9 protein-coding genes are annotated in these 18,504 nt (G+C 41.9%); 7 read left to right on the forward strand and 2 right to left on the reverse strand.

The annotated features are described in order from the left end of the window. Positions 1–286: 286 nt before the first annotated feature. The gene (locus B160_RS0106440; protein ID WP_018627072.1) at positions 287–1,759 is read right to left on the reverse strand and encodes a recombinase family protein; all 1,473 of its coding nucleotides are present in this window, start codon (positions 1,757–1,759) and stop codon (positions 287–289) included. 247 nt (positions 1,760–2,006) lie between these two features. Between B160_RS0106440 and B160_RS0106450 the strand changes: the two genes are divergently transcribed. From B160_RS0106450 to B160_RS28545, 3 genes are read left to right on the forward strand one after another with little or no spacing between them, the layout of a single operon-like run. Continuing rightward, a complete protein-coding gene (locus B160_RS0106450) occupies positions 2,007–7,175 on the forward strand; it encodes a DEAD/DEAH box helicase (RefSeq protein WP_018627074.1) in 5,169 nt (1,722 codons plus the stop codon). A 1-nt stretch (position 7,176) separates the two neighbouring features. Continuing rightward, positions 7,177–10,002 (forward strand): helicase-related protein, encoded by a 2,826-nt coding sequence (locus B160_RS0106455; RefSeq protein WP_018627075.1) that lies wholly within the window; start codon positions 7,177–7,179, stop codon positions 10,000–10,002. A 35-nt stretch (positions 10,003–10,037) separates the two neighbouring features. After that, complete coding sequence (locus B160_RS28545; RefSeq protein ID WP_018627076.1) at positions 10,038–13,787, forward strand: Eco57I restriction-modification methylase domain-containing protein; 3,750 nt, start codon at positions 10,038–10,040, stop codon at positions 13,785–13,787. Positions 13,788–13,905: 118 nt separating this feature from the next. On the opposite strand, the gene B160_RS0106465 is transcribed toward B160_RS28545, so the two are convergent. Continuing rightward, a complete protein-coding gene (locus tag B160_RS0106465) occupies positions 13,906–14,913 on the reverse strand; it encodes a type IIL restriction-modification enzyme MmeI (RefSeq protein WP_018627077.1) in 1,008 nt (335 codons plus the stop codon). A gap of 104 nt (positions 14,914–15,017) precedes the next feature. Here B160_RS0106465 and B160_RS0106470 point away from each other — a divergent pair, with 104 nt between their 5' ends. The 4 genes from B160_RS0106470 to B160_RS0106495 all read left to right on the forward strand — a co-directional run bounded on the left by B160_RS0106470 (position 15,018) and on the right by B160_RS0106495 (position 18,503). Then, positions 15,018–16,175: a site-specific integrase gene (locus B160_RS0106470; RefSeq protein WP_018627078.1), complete on the forward strand. Its 1,158-nt coding sequence runs from the start codon at positions 15,018–15,020 to the stop codon at positions 16,173–16,175. Positions 16,176–16,497: 322 nt separating this feature from the next. Continuing rightward, a complete protein-coding gene (locus tag B160_RS30470; RefSeq protein WP_018627080.1) occupies positions 16,498–17,019 on the forward strand; it encodes a hypothetical protein in 522 nt (173 codons plus the stop codon). Further along, complete coding sequence (locus B160_RS32530; protein WP_083927672.1) at positions 17,015–17,512, forward strand: transposase; 498 nt, start codon at positions 17,015–17,017, stop codon at positions 17,510–17,512. The genes B160_RS30470 and B160_RS32530 overlap by 5 nt, the downstream gene beginning before the upstream one ends. Positions 17,513–18,191: 679 nt before the next feature. Next, positions 18,192–18,503 (forward strand): helix-turn-helix domain-containing protein, encoded by a 312-nt coding sequence (locus B160_RS0106495; RefSeq protein WP_018627083.1) that lies wholly within the window; start codon positions 18,192–18,194, stop codon positions 18,501–18,503. Position 18,504: the final 1 nt, after the last annotated feature.

An 18,504-nucleotide genomic window follows, 5' to 3' on the forward strand; every position in this document is an offset into this window, starting at 1 on the left:
TTGGCAGTTAGATTTTATGCCAATTAAACGCCCTCGTTTTTTACAACAAAAGACATAAAATGATATAGGAGAGGGTATTAGCTTACTTTTTCATTAGTTCGATTTTCACTTAAGGATTTGCATGTTTCTCCCTTCCTATAACATTGAGCGATATGGTAAAAAAAATCCAATATCAAAGCTGCTTCCTTGTGATTCACCTGAATATCATTTTTAGCCAATATTGCAATAGCTCGCTCAGTTGATATTCTCCGGTCGGTGAAATGAGTAGGATTACGAACTGAACTATTCATTTTTGATAATATTGAGATTTTGGATACATTATTTTTGTTAGTGTGCTATTCAGTTCTACTGACATGTTGCCAGTGAGCGCATCAATTTTGCGTGGAGGAATTAAACTGATTATTTGTCTTTTATCGGCTGCGTCCATGTATTGATACCCCTGGAAAATATTTTCAAAGGATTTTTTTGCCTGCAGCGTTTGTTGCTTTAATCTTTTTAGTTTATCGGTCAATATGTTGAACTCCTTCTGGAGAATTTGGGAAACCGCCTGGTATTCCGTTTTTAATCCACGAAAATCATCAAAATCGAGCCTATCGGCAACAAACAGTTTTCTTGCTTTGGAAATTATTGTGTCCTGTTCTTCAATCTGCTTTAGCAATACAGTCCGATCATACAAATATTTCAGCCTATATGTGCTTGTATTAGTGTCCTCTAACACGAGGCTTAATAAGTCTATTGCGGCATCAGATAAAACAAAATCCTGTAGTTTCTCATAATAATTTTTATTGATCAACTCTGCTCTGAATCTTATTCTGCAAGGGCTTGAGCAATGATAATAGGGATATTTTCTGGTTACTACCCCCGAATAACTTCCGCGGAGTTTTCGGGAACAAACAGGGCAGATCAGATAGCCCACCAAGGGAAAAGTTTCCTTCACCTTGTTCAAAGTACTCATAACTCTTTTCCTGGTATTAATAACAGCTTGTACGTCATAAAACAATTTTTCAGATATCAATGGTTCATGTATCGCTGTTACCAAATGCTGTTCATGACCTTCTGATGAACATATAATCAATCCGCAGTACGCCGGATTCCGGATTAGTTTCCAAAAATTCGATCGCGAACATTTTAAGCCTTTGGAAGTAGCCATTCTTCTGACCTGTTCGATTGTAAAAGAGTTTTTCGCAAGCTGTTGAAAGCACCATTTAATAATTCCTGCGGCGGGCTGATTTGGGGCGATATATTTCCGGCCATCAGGTGCAGTTAGATTGACAAAGCCTATAGGCGCTTTACTGGGGTATCGGCCTAATAGTTTTGCTCTCCGAATACCATTTGCTGTGTTCAATGCCCGTCTTCCGTTTTCTGCTTCCGGTATTGAAAGATAAACTGCCAGCATTACGGAACTTTCTGGAACAGAAAAATCTATTGGCTGATCTATGGCCATTGCTGTAGTATGATACTTCCTCAATATTCCTATCATCTCATACCCAAGCTCAATATTACGGCTGAATCGATCCCACTTTACAAATAATATATTATTGGATTCTTTGCCAGAACTTTTCCTGATCTGAGCTATGAGTTTCTTCCATTCAGGGCGATTGAAATTTTTAGCTGAAAAGTCTTCCCGGAAAATATCTTTAACCTCAATGTCGTTGAATTGACAGTATTTTAATAACCGGTCTTCCTGTTCTGGTAGGGAATAGCCTTTTCGCATTTGCTCATCTGTACTTACACGCAGATATAAATAGGCTGATTTCATTGACTGAGAAATTTAGGGTTGATGTATCGTAACTTTATCCTGTTTTATTCAATATTGGTTCACAGTAAAGAAGCTCTATAAATATTAAATCTTTTGAAAGATAAAATAAAATTATCGGCTATAAAATGTTTAATTTTTCTATATATTTAAAATCTTCTAAGAAATTATCCGCGGATAACCTAAGATATTTTAAAAGAATATAATGAATTTTCACAATTTGCATTATTTGATTAATTAGCATAGTAAAATGGATGCCTTTTTAACACACAATAGTGTCATTGACGATTATCGCAGCTACCTGAAATCTTTTTTATCCATTGCCGACGTAAGGATTCAGGAAGAAGTGCGGGGATCATTTGAAGGAGCCGGATTTATTCCCGAACCACTCATTCAATTTAATCCGGCTTATGTAGAGGGGCAATCGTTAGCGGACCTGGCCAGGGGAAGTAATGGTAAAATTAATAGCCAGCTACCCCAGGCGCTTGGTAACTACCGATTATTTCATCACCAGGTAGAAGCGCTACGTTTGGGTATTGAAGGAAAAGGATTTGTCGTAACCTCTGGTACCGGTTCTGGAAAATCACTCACCTATCTCTCCACAATATTCAATGATATCTTGAACGCAGGCGCGGGTAAATCAAAAGGGATAAAGGCAATACTGGTTTATCCTATGAACGCCCTGATCAACTCACAGGAAGAAGAGATCAGGAAGTATGCAGACAATTATAAAAAGGCCTCAGATTTAGAATTCCCTGTCTCCTTTGCCAAATACACTGGCCAGGAAAAAGGAGAAGACAGGGAACGCGTAGAACAAGAAGAACCAGATATTATATTAACCAACTACATGATGCTCGAGCTTATCATGACAAGAGCATCCGAATCTTGGCTGCGCACCTCGATAAAGAAAAGCCTGAAGTATTTAGTATTTGATGAGCTGCATACTTATAAAGGGCGGCAGGGTGCAGATGTAAGTATGCTTATCCGCAGGATACACAATCATTGTGAGCAACCGCTTATTTGTATCGGTACCTCTGCCACCATGGCATCACAGGGTTCTCCTGAAGAAAAAAAACAAGCTGTGGCCGCAGTAGCTACCAAAATATTCGGCGCCGCCTATGCTTCAGCACAAATTATAGACGAACAGTTAAGAACCTGTACAGCAGGAAACCAACCCAATGCCATTGAACTGCGTAAAGCCGTGATAGCCGGTATTGATTCCAATGCGGACGAAACAGTTTTTGTGCAGCACCCGCTTAGCAACTGGCTGGAACTGAATATAGCCTTATGGGATAATCAAGGCAAGCTGGAACGCGGCGTACCCCGATCTATTCCTGCTATGGCGCAAGCACTGAAGACAGCTACCGAAATTGAGGATACACTTGCTAGCAACACCATTAAAGATCTTTTGCAATGGGCAGAAAAGCTCAATGAACGCAACCGGCCTTTTCGCAAATCCTATCTTCCCTTTCGCTTCCACCAGTTTATTGCACAAACCAGTACGGTAGCGGTAACCTTGGAATCGCGTGCACAGCGAAAGATCACCATACAGTCCGGGCGTTATGTAAAAGACGAAGAAGGGGAAAAATTACTCTACCCGCTGCTGTTCAGCCGCTACTCCGGCATCGACTTTATTTGTGTGGAAAAGGACACAAAGAACCAAGTATTAATGCCGCGCAACCCGGAAGCACCGATGGCCCTATACACACAAAAGGAACTAAAGGGTAATCAGCTCAATGAACACAACCTCCGTTTTGGTTACCTGTTGCTGGACGAGGGTGAAGCATTCTGGGATGATAATCTATTGGATCTGGCACCTGAGAGTTGGCTGAATAATGCCGGTACTGAATTTTCATCGTATTATGAATGGCATATGCCACAACCGGTATATTTTAATTCTGCGGGCCAATACTCGCATCAGCCTCTTTATCCGTTAAAGGGTTATTATCTGCCGGTAAAACTCCGGGTAGATCCAACAGCGGGCATATTTTACGAAGATTCGAAAACCAATGAAAATACAAAATTGATGAGCCTAGGGCATGAAGGTCGTGGTACCGCCACTACCATTATGTCGTACAGCATCGTAAAATCCCTACTGAAACAACAGGAGGAAATACCCGATCAGAAACTGCTTAGTTTTACCGACAATCGGCAGGATGCTGCTTTACAAGCCGGGCACTTTAACGATTTTATTGCTACAGTCCGCCTGCGGGCTGGCTTGTATCAAGCAACGCAAAAAAATATAAATGGCTTGGATATCAATAATATCGCAGAGCGGGTATTGGATGAGTTAAAATTAAAGGAGGCAGATTATGCTAACCCTAATTTCATCGGCAAAGATCCTGATTTCCCGGAGCAGGAAAACGAAAAAGCTATCTGCACTTATATTCTTATACGCATTTTCCAAGATCTGAAAAAGGGTTGGCGTTACACCTTGCCTAACTTGGAGCAAACAGCTTTATTAAAAATAGATTATAATAGATTGGATAAGCTGAGTACAATGGATGGGAAATTCCAGGGCATACAGTTACTGGATCAGGCTACACCGGAAAAAAGACAATATATACTGACCGAGCTCCTGAACTATTTCCGAACCAATTTTTCAATCCATCATCGCTTGCTGATTGATGAAATCACGGAAGCAGAAAACCTGTTGCGCAACCGTCTGAATGAAAATAAACTCTGGGCACTGGATCATAATGAAAAGATAGACCGTCCTACATATATGGTTTCAATGAAGCCTGGACGCAGCACCCAAAGAGGTGTTTACTTTGCATCGATGGGCGCACGTTCCGGTATTGGTAAATTTTTCAAACGTGAGTTTAGAGAAGCCGATATTCCCTGGCTAAATCAAAGTCAGTTCCGCGATTATATTGAACAGCTTTGCGATATATTAGTCAATACTACTTTTCTTATACGAAAGGAGAACCTGCGGGGCGAGCGTGGTATGATCAATGGTTATTTACTGCGTTCGGACTGCTTGAGGTGGAAGCCGGGTGACGGAAGCACCGTAGCTACAGATCATACCCGTATGAATGCCTACCGACCGCTGAATCTATCACCTAACCCTTTTTTCCAGACACTTTACCAGACCGATTTTCAAAAATTTGGCCGCGAGCTTATGGGCCGCGAACACACCGGGCAGCTCAGCGCACAAGACCGTATCAACCGGGAGACAGATTTCAGAACCGGTAAATTGGCCAGCCTATACTGCTCCCCAACCATGGAATTGGGGATCGATATTGCCAATCTCAATATTGTGCATATGCGTAATGTGCCGCCGAATCCCGCTAACTATGCACAACGGAGTGGCCGTGCGGGCCGTAGCGGGCAAATGGCCCTGGTCATTACCTATTGCTCCGCATGGTCTCCGCATGACCAGAACTACTTCAAAGACGCAGGCAAAATGGTAGCAGGCTCTGTAGTCCCGCCGCGCATTGACCTGGCAAATGAAGAGTTGCTGAGCAGTCATTTCAATGCCTATATACTTATGGAGCTGGCGCTTAAAGAAATGCGCGCATCCGTATCAGACTTGCTGGATACCAGTAACGATCAGCTCATTACGGTAAAACCAGGCATTATAGCAGATATAGAACACCGCATACATAGGCAACAAGACACCTGGATTACCGAATTTAAAAAGGTGCTCCAAACCATTGCCCCGGCTTTGAGCAAAACCTGGTGGTATACCGATAACTGGCTCGACCAACGAATCCACTCTTTTAAAGATCGATTTATTAATGCCTTTGATCGCTGGATCTATTTGTACAAGGCCGCCCGGAAAATGATAACCGAAGCACGTGCCATCCTGGATGATATTACTATTAAGCAAGACAGCGATTTATATAAAGATGCCAAAAGAAGACATGCTGCGGGCTTAAACCAACAGGAGCTGTTAACCACAAACAAAGAAATCGGAAGCGAATCAGAATTTTATGTTTTTCGCTACCTGGCCGCTGAAGGATTTTTGCCGGGTTATAATTTTACCCGCTTGCCAGTGCGGACTTTTGTAGGCTATAAACATGCCGGCCAGGGAGAATATATTTCCCGAGCCAAAGGTGTTGCGCTTAGAGAGTTTGCCCCGCAAAATATACTGTATCACAATGGCAGTAAGTACGAAGTAAACCGGATGAACTTGCTCAACCCGAAAGAGCAGCAACGAAAAATAAAAATCTCTCATGATACCGGCTATGCTTTTCTGGATGATGAAGCCGAATGGGCCAATAATGACCCAATAACCCATATTGAATTAAAAGGGAACAATATGGAGTATAAAAATACGCTCATTGAATTAAGTGAGACCGAAGCCCGGCCCAGAGAGCGGATATCTTGTATTGAAGAAGAGCGTTCTTCCAAAGGATATACAATAGAGGAATACTTCCATTATGCTTCGGGTATAGAACATTGCAAAGAAACTGTTGTCAAAAAAGCAGGGGCAGCATTGCTAAAGTTGATTTATGGCCAGTCCACCGATCTTATTTCACTCAACCGGCAGGCAAAACGCGCCACCAGAGAAGGATTTGCGCTGGATACCCGAAACGGTAAGTGGCTAACTCAAAAGGATCTGGAAGACCCAGATACGCTTGCCGCTAAAAGTGATGTATTACTCTTTGTAAAAGAAACAGCAGATACTTTATACTTGCAGCCCCTTGCCAATTTAAAATTACAGCCGGAACAGATCATCAGTTTAAGCTATGCATTAAAACGGGCTATTGAACTCCAATACCAGGTAGAAAGCAGCGAAATAGGGATCAGTATTATGGGACACCCTGATGCCCCTAACCTGCTTATCTATGAAGCAGCGCAAGGCAGCCTGGGCATATTATCGCAATTGATAACAGAACCCGTACAACTAAAAGAACTGTTTACGACAGCGTATAAAGCTATGCACTTTGACCCGGAAACACGCACGGAAACGGCTCATGGGAAAACATTGCCCCGCGCTTCCTACGAAGATTTGTTATCCTACTACAATCAGCGTCATCATGATATCCTGGACCGGCACGCTATAAAAGAGCCTCTCGAATACCTGATGGATTGTGAAGTATCGCAGTTGAATGATGGTAATGACTATGAACAGCAATACCAGGCATTGCTACAAGCCTATGACAGAAATAGCCATTCCGAGCTTCCACTGTTAAAGCATCTCTACCAACATAAGCTGGCGCTGCCTCATAAAGCACAAGTAAATATGAAAGATTTCTACATCAGCGCAGACTTTATCTACAATACTACAAATGGACCTGTGTTGATCTTTTGTGACGGAAGTGTGCACGATCAAGCCGAAGTTCAGTCACAAGACGCCCATAAACGGAATCTGCTCAAAGATGCGGGTTATGACGTACTCGTATGGCATTATCAAACGCCAATAGAAGATTTTATTAATACACGGAAAGACATTTTCAAAAAACAAGGATAAAATGCCCGCGACAACCGAACACAAGCCCGGCACCCTGGTGCATTATCGCCAAAGAGACTGGATGGTACTTCCATCCGACAATGATGACCTGCTTTGCATACGCCCCTTGGGCGGTTCCGAAGAAGAAACAACTGCAATTTATCTGCCATTACAACTGCCTTCTGAAAAAGTGACCTCGGCTAGGTTTCCGGAACCACAGGCAACCGATATCGGATCGTTTCATACGGCCAAAATGCTCTATGACGCCTTTCGCTTATCCTTTCGCAATGCTGCCGGTCCTTTTCGTTGCATGGGCAAGCTTTCCTTCCGGCCCAGGGCTTACCAGTTGGTGCCTCTGGTGATGGCGCTCCGGCAGGAAACCACCCGGCTTTTGATTGCGGATGATGTGGGTATCGGGAAAACAGTAGAAGCGCTTATTATCCTGAAAGAGTTTATGGAGCGCGGTGAAGTAAAGCGTTTTGCCGTTATATGCCCGCCCCATCTTTGTGAGCAATGGCAGCAGGAATTAAAAGACAAACTGGATATTGAAGCCGAGATTATACGATCCAGCACTGTCGCTATGCTGGACAGGCAATTGCCTGACGACAGAAGTGTTTTTTATCACATACCTTTCCAGGTAATATCCATTGATTATATCAAAGCTGACAAACGACGGGGTATTTTTTTAAACGATTGTCCGGAATTTGTAATTGTTGATGAAGCGCATACCTGTGCCTTGCCAGAGGGGTCAAAGAGCAAGACACAGCAGCAACGGCATTTTTTATTAAATGATATAGCTAAAAACAACGACCGGCAACTGATACTCCTTACTGCCACCCCACATAGTGGAAAGGACAAGGAATTTGCGTCCTTGCTGGGATTGCTCAGACCTGAATTCGACGGGCTGCAGTTTGATAAGCTGGAACAAAAACAAAGAGAAAAGATTGCCCGGCATTACATACAGCGTAAGCGCAAAAACATTCGCCACTGGCTCAATGAAGACACCAGCTTCCCAGAAAGAGATTCCAAAGAAGTAGGTTTTGCCTTAAGTAACGAGTATCAATACTTCTACAATAGCTTGTTACAGTTTGCAAGGGGTATTTCTGCGGGACAAACCCAAAATGAGCAGACCAAGCTATTACGTTCCTGGGCGGCGATTTCCCTAATAAAAGGCGCCATGAGTAGTCCGGCTATGGCCGTAGAAATGTTGCAAAAACGTAAAGAAAAGCTGGATACCCTTTCCCTGAACGACTGGACAGCAAGTACAGAAAGCAGTCTTAGTATTTTCGAGAACCTGGAACAGGTCGAAGATATGCCCCGCCAGGAATTGGTAGAAGCAATCGCTTCCACCACAGCAGAAAAAGCAAATGTAGAAGAGCTATACCAGCAGGCAGAAGCGCTATACCAAGCCCAATCCGATCAAAAAATAGACGCGACCATAAAACTGATAAAGCAATGGCTGAAAGAAGGATTTGATCCTATTATATTTTGCCACTACATTCCTACTGCAAACTATGTTGCTGAAAAGCTAAAATTAGCCCTGCCAAAGCATGTACACATAGAAGCTATCACCTCCGAGCTGGCCGATGAACAACGTCGCGAGCGAATTGAAATCATGTCCCGCTCGGATCGCCGGGTGCTCGTAGCTACGGACTGTTTAAGTGAAGGAATCAATCTTCAGGAGCAATTTACCGCCATACTACATTACGACCTTCCCTGGAACCCCAATCGTATTGAACAGCGAGAAGGCCGTGTAGACCGTTTTGGACAAGCGGCTCCAACCGTAAAAACATATATATTGTACGGAGAGAATAATGAAATGGACCTGTTCATTCTCGAAGTGCTCATCCGCAAAGTAAGAGAAATACAACGTTCAACCGGCGTTTCCATTACTATTGGTGCAGAAAGCAAATCCATTATGACCGAAGCCGCGCAAAGACTGTTACGCAGCGACCGGAAACATGGCGCTACCCAACAACAGCTTTTCCAGGATACGGAGGAGGTCATTACAAACGAACTGGAACAGGCCCGTAAACGAGGAGAAAATATACGCAGTATTTTTGCGCACGAAACCATCGACCAGGAGGCCATTAAAACCGACTTGCTGCAGGTGGATGAAGCGATCGGAGACTTACAAACCCTGGAACATTTTGTAAGCGGAGCAATACAGCAATTGGGTGGCGTTTGCCAACCGGACGGAGCAGATGGGTATAGGCTGCAATTGGATAATTTACCTACCCACATACAAGCTTGCTTTAAAGATCCGTCCCTGGTCAAAATCAGCTTTTCATCACCTACCCCCAAAGGATATACTTATGTAGGTCGCAATCATAAATTTACAGAATTGCTCTGCCAGTTTCTCATAGCGCTATCCTTTGAACCAAGAGATAGCTATGGTAAAATAGCCAGGGTATGCGAAGTGCAAACCAATAGCGTAAATACCAAAACGGTACTCGTTATGTTCCGGGTACGCAACGTGATCAAAGAAGTAAATGCCGCAAGAGAAAGTATAGCAGAAGAAATGTACCTATGGGGCTACAAAAGCGCCGATACTAAGATGGAAACACTTGACTTTGCAACTGCAAAAAACCTGCTGCTGCATGCACAAAGTTTAAGCAACCTTTCCCTTGACCGACAGCAGCAGGATATTGCTATGGAACTGAAACGCTTCGAGAGCCTAAAACCGCAATTTATGGAGCTGGCTAACCTGCGCGCCGATCAGTTGGTGGCCGCACATGGCCGCTTTAAAACACTGGTAGGCGGCCGGCGGTATGAGAAAGCTACCCCGGTATTGCCCCCTGATGTAATGGGAGTATACCTTTTAATGCCAAAACCCCAAGACCTGTAACCATGACATTTTCCGCTATTCATATACAAGGAAACATGATCAGCAGCGAAGTGCTGGATAAAATACGGACAGAAGACATCCGGTTCCAGGCTGCGAAAGATTTTAAGCTAAGCGCTCATACACCCGTAAGAGACGAGATCAGTATAGCCTGGTCCCTGGCTCTGTCACACTGGGAAGTATTTAAAAAGAAGAAAGAACAGCTTTCAGAAACAGATTCCGGCACCTCCGACACCAGGAAATACTGGATGCTGCCGTTAATGAACCTGTTAGGTTTTGAATTGAGCAGCGCCACGGCAGAAACCCTCAATAATAAAACCTATGCGATCAGTCACCGAGCGACTAACCTAGATGGATTCCCCATACATATAGTGGGCGTGCAGCAATCATTAGATAAACGTTCCGAAACCGGCGGGCCACGGCTTTCGCCCCATGCCCTCACCCAGGAATACCTGAATAACCAGGAACATCTGTATGCCCTGGTCAGTAATGGTAAATTTTTACGATTACTGAGAGATGCTACCCGCTTAAGTCGTTTCAGTTATCTGGAATTCAACCTGGAGCAAATCATGGAGGAGCAGCTATATGCAGAATTTGCGCTGCTGTTTCGCTTGCTTCATGCCAGCCGTATGCCGCAGAAAATGGATACCGGTGCCGATAGCATACTTGAGTATTACCACCAGGAAGCCCTTGCCCATGGCAGCCGCATCCGGGAAAAGCTAAGCGAAGCTGTAGAGCAATCCATCAAGGAAATTGCAAATAGTTTTCTGAAGCATCAGGCCAACGAAAGCCTGCGACAGGCAATAGCAGCGCATGCAATAACCGCAAAAGACTATTACATCAGCAATCTTCGGTTGATTTATCGCATTCTTTTTTTAATGGTTATTGAAGACCGGAAGCTGGTTTATCCTGAAACCAGGGATGCGGAACTGGAAGCCCTACGCAAAATCTATTACGCGAATTATAGCGTACAACGTATTACCGCTTTAGCAGGTAAAAAAGTATTCGTAGAGCCCGAAAAAAATGATCTCTGGCTATCGCTCCAAACCTGTTTTGCACTTTTTGAGCATAAAGAATACGGAAAGACACTGGGTATTGCACCCTTAGGTTCTGGATTATTTGCCCCCGAAGCGCTGCGCAGCCTTACCGGGCAGATGCTGAGCAACCAGCACCTGCTAAGCATACTACGCCGGCTCACCACATTTAAAAACGCGACTGGCCAATGGGTAAGGGTAAACTATGCAGACCTGGATGTAGAAGAGTTTGGTTCCGTGTATGAAGGGCTATTGGAATACGAACCTGATTTCAGCGCAGGGACCTTTATCTTTAAAGCGGGCAGCGGGCGACGGGATAGCGGCAGCCATTACACACCGGAAGAACTGGTAAAACCACTGATACAGCACTCCCTGGAACACCTGATACAAGAACGATTAAAAGTCTCCAACCCTGAAGCCGCGTTATTGTCCCTGAAAATATGTGATGTTGCCTGCGGCAGCGGGCATATATTGTTATCTGCCGCCAGGAAGATAGGCTTCGAGCTGGCGCGTATTCGCAGCGGAGAAGACCAGCCATCGCCATCCGTATTGCGTCATGCTATTGGCGATGCGATCCGGCATTGCATTTATGGAGTAGATAAAAATCCGCTGGCGGTAGAGCTTTGTAAAGTGGCCATGTGGCTCGAAGCCCATGAGCCGGGACAACCCCTCAACTTCCTGGATCACCACATCAAATGCGGCGATGCTATCCTGGGCCTGGCACATAGGGAAGAATTGGAAAAGGGTATCGCAGACGAGGCGTTTAAAACTCTTGCCGGCGACGAAAAGGAAATTGCCGCCGCCTTATTAAAAAAGAACAAGCAAGAACGAAAAAAATACAACGCGAGCAATACCGCACAGCAGTTGACCATTGATCAGCAGGTGGATACTACATTACAGGAATCCATGGCAGAATATAAAGCCTTTAGTCGATTGCCGGAAACTAGTCCTGAAGAAATTGCCCGTAAAGTAAAAGCCTATAAAAAATTCATTGACGGTAAAGGATATATTTTCCTGAAAGCCCTTGCCGATCTGCAGGTAGCTCAGTTTTTCATTCCAAAAACCACAAGCAACAAAGAAAAATTCGTTACAGATGCAGAATACAGGCTTATCCTAAGCGGGTATAAGAGTTGGCAAAGCACGCAGGTAGCCAGAGCCACCGTAGCAGCCCAGGAGCACCATTTCTTTCACTGGTTCATCGAGTTTCCAGAAGTATTTAGCGAAGGTGGATTTGACTGCATTCTGGGTAATCCGCCGTTTTTAGGCGGTCAAAAACTGACCGGTACCTTTGGTGACGCCTTCCTGGAATTTATCAAATACGAATATGCCCCAATTGGCGCCGTGGATCTGGTTACCTATTTTTTTAGACGCATATTCAGTATAATAAAAAAAGACGGATTCCAGTCCCTTATCTCTACCAATACCATTGCACAAGGTAAGGCCAGAGAAGGTGGCCTGGACGTTATTAAAGAAAGAGGCGGCGCTATTAACCATGCCGTAAGAAGTATGCGTTGGCCGGGTGAAGCTGCCGTAGAAGTATCGCTGGTGACCATTACCAAAAGAGCCTGGAACAAAAAGTACTTCCTGGACAACAAAGAGGTACAAACCATTACTCCCTATCTGGATGATTCCCTGGTGATAGGAAATCCATTTCCTCTGAAGCAGAATGCAGGCAAAAGTTTTCAAGGCAGCATTGTGTTGGGAAAGGGCTTCATACTCTCGCCAGATGAGGCTGAGGCGCTTATTGCCAAAGATCCGCGAAATAGAGAAGTTTTATTTCCCTATCTGAATGGTGACGACCTAAACAATGACCCACAGCAGCAATCGTCTCGTTGGGTAATCAATTTCTTTGACTGGCCGGAAGAGAAAGCTCGTAGCTATCCGGATTGTTTCGAGATTATAGAACGCCTAGTGAAACCAGAAAGACAGCGATGGAAATTAGATGAGCATGGAAATGAGATAGTAGGCGTCTTTGCTCTAAGAGGGGCGCGCGCTCTAAAGTGGTGGCAACATGCAGAAAGAGCAAGTGCCTTATATAGGTCTATATCTCAGTTAGACCAGGTCATGGTGGTTGCTAGAATAAGCAAAACGCTTGCGATGTGTTTTGTTGATCGTAATACAGTTTTTGCAGATGCACTTGTTGTATTTAATAATGAGCAATTCTCAATTTTTGGTGTTATGCAATCCACACTTCATAATATATGGGCTTGGAAATATTGTACAACAATGAAATCAGATTTGAATTATACACCTGGAAACGTTTTTGAAACATTCCCTTTTTTACAGTTTCATAACCAAGAGGACCCTGTGTTAATGCAGATCAGCACTCAATATTATAATTTCCGAAAGAAGCTGTTACAAGACACCCAAATCGGACTAACAAAAGCTTATAATTTAGTTCATGATGATTCTTTAAAGCAAATAAATGATATTGAGTATTTTTCAGATAAAGACTTTGAAAAAAAATTTGGCAAAGATTCTTTATGGCTTAGGAAACATCTACAACGTTTAAATGGCATTACATTTAATGAAGTTGTGACGTTTATACAAGAATTACGATCCTTACAAGTCAAACTAGATAAGACGGTCTTGCAAGCTTATGGCTGGGAGGATATAAATCTATTACATGACTTTTACGAATTGGATTATCTTCCCGAAAATGATCGTACCCGTTTTACAATACATCCTGACGCCCGGAAAGAGGTGCTCAAAAGATTGTTAGAATTAAATCACAGACAGAGTTTACATACTTAACCTTCTTTGGCGAATAAGTTAAACAAAAGCGCTCTCAATATTTTTTAATTAATCTTAGCTACAAATTAATCAATAGTTGATAAGTTCGGATAAATTTGTTGTCTTCTTGATGGTCAATCTAATTATGATGTAGCTCATGGTTCAATTGTAAAAGACGTTTTAGTATTTCTTTTCGGGCGTCAGGATGTATTGTAAAACGGGTACGATCATTCTCAGGTAAATATTCCAACTCATAGAAATTATGCCTTAATTGAATATCTTCCCACTCGTAAGCCTTTATAATATCTTTGTCGATAGCAATTTGGATTTGTCGAATCTGGATTAAATAGTCTTCTAGGTCGCCATTGTATGATTGACTATGAACTAAATTATATAAATCCGTTAGGCCAATTTGATTATTTGCAGTTATTGATTTTCTAAAGTCGCTTAGGGACTGTGCAAGTCTAACAGTATCTGCATTATTATTTCTACTAGGAAAAGGAAATGCTTCAAACGCCTTGCCTCCGGAATACCTCAGGGTTGCAGAACCCTTTGTAGAACTATGCTTCCAAGCCCATACTTCATGCACAACAGATGATAAAATAGCAAAATCAAAATATGTTTCGAACGCTATAACAACAATCGAATCCGTAAATATAATATTTCTGCTGGGTTGAAAATCTAGCAGTAAATGTTTTGTATTTCGATTGATTGCCATGACCTGGTCTAACTGAGAAATAGTCTCGTACAAGGCTGGGCGCTTCTCTCCATAAATCCACCACTTTTGTGGTAAAGGCTTTCGTAAAGCATAGGTTCCAACCAGTTCCTTTCCATTTTCGTCAACTTTCCAACGCTGTCTTTCTGGTTTCACTAGGCGTTCTATAATCTCGAAACAATCCGGATAGGTGCGCGCCCTTTCTTCACTCCAGTCGAAAAAGTTAATCACCCAACGAGATGCTTTCTGCTCGGGATTGTTATTCAGGTCATCTCCATTCAGGTACGGGAAAAGTACGTCCTTATTACGCAGATCTTTGGCAATAAGCGCTTCAGCTTCTTCTGGGCTTAACACAAAGCCCTTTCCCAGCACAATGCTACCCTGAAAACTTTTGCCTGCATTCTGCTTCAGAGGAAATGGATTTCCTATCACCAGGGAAATACGCTAAAAATGTTGCAAATCCTTGCAGTGCAGGCTTCTCCGTACTTTGGTTTGAAGTAAATTGATAAATTACACTTCATAAATACTTCAATAATATGAATACAAAGATTTCATACAGCTTCATTTTAAAACCAGAAACCAACAGGTCGGGACTTCACCCTGTATATATCAGAGCGTTCAAACAGGGTAAAAAAACGGAAATAGCCACCTCCGTAGCCTTACAAAAAGATGATTGGTCCGAACAAAAGCAGCGGGTAAAAAAGAAAAATCGGGCCCATGAAAAATATAATGCTATTCTGGATGCCTTTGATAAAAAAGCCTTGAAATATGTGCTGGATCACTTTATTCAGGAAGACACGCCTTTAACCTTGGGTCAGTTCAAAGACTATATGCTTTCAGTGGGACAGTCTGGAGAGAGTTTTACTGATTACATACTCAACTATCTGAACCAAAATAGATCACGTCTAAAGCTAGAGACCTGGTGGAGCTATAAATCACAAATTACCAAACTGTTGAAATTTAAAAAGAGAATCGCCTTCGCTGATATTACGGAAAAATTCATTAATGACTATCACCACTATATGCTGCGAGTACTCGGTAACAACGAAAACACAGCCAGCAAAAGTTTACGATCACTTAGAACTTTCGCAAATATTTCCATGCGGTATGGCTATATGAAACAAAATCCATTCCGATACATAAATATCAAAAAGGTAGATGGCAAGCGAGATTTTTTAACTAGAGAAGAACTCGGCAGATTATCCGAAGCTTACTGGCAAAATAAGGTTGCAGATGCAAAAGAAAGAGAGATTCTTCGTTACTTCTTATTTGCATGTTATACGGGCCTACGTTATTCCGATTTAAAAACACTCAATTACTCTTCGGTTCTTGAAAACAGTATTCAGCTTAAAATGCATAAAACAGGCTATCTTGTAAATATACCACTAACGCAAAGAGCAAAGCTAATACTTATCAGTAGTCAAAACAATCCATTTAATAGTATATTTCGTGTTTACTGTAACAAAGTAACTAATCGCATACTTAAGCAGATAGGCCGGCGGTATAATATACCCAAAAAGCTTACCTGTCATGTTGCTCGACATACCTTTGCCACAATATCGATTACCCTTGGTATTCCCATCGAGGTGGTTAGTAAACTGCTAGGCCACACAAATCTAAAAACAACCCAGGTGTATGCTAAAATAGTAGACAGTGTGAAAGAACGAGAAATGTCCAAATGGGATAAGTTATAACAGCTCACGTTTGTCTTTTCAAGGGCACTTCATTTTGATGACCTAAAATGAAAACCCCATACTTTAAATACCGCTATTTTGGCAGTCCGGCAATTCACAAAATTTCAAAAAATCTTCAACAACAGAGTTCGCTAATTTTCCGGTCCGCTCTACCAATTTTTTCCTATATAGGAAAATCTCACATAAAAATTAAAAAGCAACCTTGGTTTTCGTTTTTTATTTTTTGACAGCAAATTAAATAATTGATAATCAATTGTTATTAAGAAGGGATTCGGTCTTTTATACAAAATATATTTCATAAATAGTCTAAAATAAGATATTTTTGCGTCATGGAAACGCAAAAGAATTATTGGTGAAAGAAAGCCTCCCGGAGCTGAAAGGTTACTTTAAAAATGCGAGCAACAGAATACGCCCGAGAGTGCAGATGTTGCTGGTGATGAAGCAAAGCAAAACGATGCTGACCAAATATGAGTTGGCTCAGCAGGTGGGTGTTAATCACAACAGTATTACAGCCTGGCGCAAACTTTATGAAATTGGCGGTATAGCCACCATCCTGCAACACAACCAAGGTGGCAAACGCAGAGAAGTGATAGATGCTGCCACACATAAGGCTATAGAGAAAAGGCTTACCAACCCTAAGGAGGGTTTTCGCAGTTATAAAGAATTACAGCAATGGGTGGACGAGCACTATGTCAAAAACATCAAGTACATCACTGTTTTAAAACATGTGCAACAAAAATTTGGCGCAAAGCTAAAGACTGCTCGTAAAAGCCACGTTAACAAAGACGAACAAGCCGTAGAGACTTTTAAAAAAACTCCCATCAGCACTTCAAAAACACATTAAAAATAAAGACAATAAGTATAAATCCTTCAACTTATATTTTCAAGACGAAAGTAGATTTGGGTTATTTACCCGGGTAGGCAGGATACTTACAGCAAGGGGCATACAGCCTATATGTCCTTATCAGCATAAGTTTGACAACACATATCTTTTCGGTGCTTTCTCGCCCATCACAGGCGATAGCATGCTGTTAGAACTTCCTTATTGTAATACCGATATGTTCCAATATTTTTTAGAACAACTTTCTGTACAAAAACCACAAGAACTGCAATTTGTGATTTTGGACAATGGTGCTTTCCATAAAGCCAAAAGACTTCAGGTGCCTGATAATATCATCCTTATTTTTTTACCCCCTACAGTCCGGAACTTAATCCCGCAGAGCTTGTTTGGAAATTTATCAAATCCTTTATTACCAATAAAACATTTAAAACACTCGAAGAACTTTCTGATGAACTTACCAACATCATCAACATACAACTCACTACCGAAAGAATAATTTCTATTACTTCATTTCAATTTTATGTAGACACTTTTTTGACTAATTATGAATTATAAATAGTATTATTTGTTAATGTTAAGTGATTTTACCTTTCCCCTATATAGGATAATCTCACAATAGATTACACGGCAGTCTCTATTCCGAACAGGTTTAAAACCCTTTTTTCAATCTCGTTCTTTTTCGTGTGCTTCTATTTTTATCACTTTTTACGACTTATTATTGGACTTACAGAAACAATTATTGCATTTTAATAATCGCAATAAAGGCCTATTTACGTTCTCCTTTTTGTGTTGATACCCCGAATGGTTGTTCTCCAGCAGTTGCTGGACCTTAAAGTCTGTTTAGTAACAAGGGGTTCCCAATTCCCCTTTGCGGGCTCGTCAAGCAAACGGTTTATATTGATACCTCAATAAAATGGGTTTCTCCATATAGCACTTAGCTCGGACTTCTGTTCTTGGTAACAGGCAACTGAACTCCTCCATATTGACATCCTCTTCGGTCAGCATTAACTCGTCCTCATTCAGGATATCTTTCAACTTTTTTCTTTTGTTTTTCATGCCTATTGATTAGAAGACTCCCAAATTATAAAGATTACATAACTGAAGAGGTTACAACATTATATAATGTACATTATTATTTACAAAAATTGTTATTTTTGTAAAATATATTTATCATTATGAAAAAAAATAGATTTCAAATACTGCCTACCACGGCTAAAATACTAGCCGAATTTGGTGAAAACATCAAACTGGCCAGGTTACGAAGAAAGTTAAGTGCAGAGCAGGTTGCTGAACGGGCAAACATAAGCCGACCCACCTTACTTTCAATTGAAAAAGGTATGCCTGGCGTTGCCTTTGGCTCTTACGCACAGGTACTTTTTGTATTGAACCTGGAGAAAGATTTATTAAAAGTAGCAGTAGATGATACATTAGGAAGAAAATTACAGGATGCGGAGCTTACAGTAAAAGAAAGAGCTCCTAAAAAATGAA

Origin of the sequence: Niabella aurantiaca DSM 17617 (assembly GCF_000374125.1) — a bacterium.
GTDB lineage: Bacteria > Bacteroidota > Bacteroidia > Chitinophagales > Chitinophagaceae > Niabella > Niabella aurantiaca.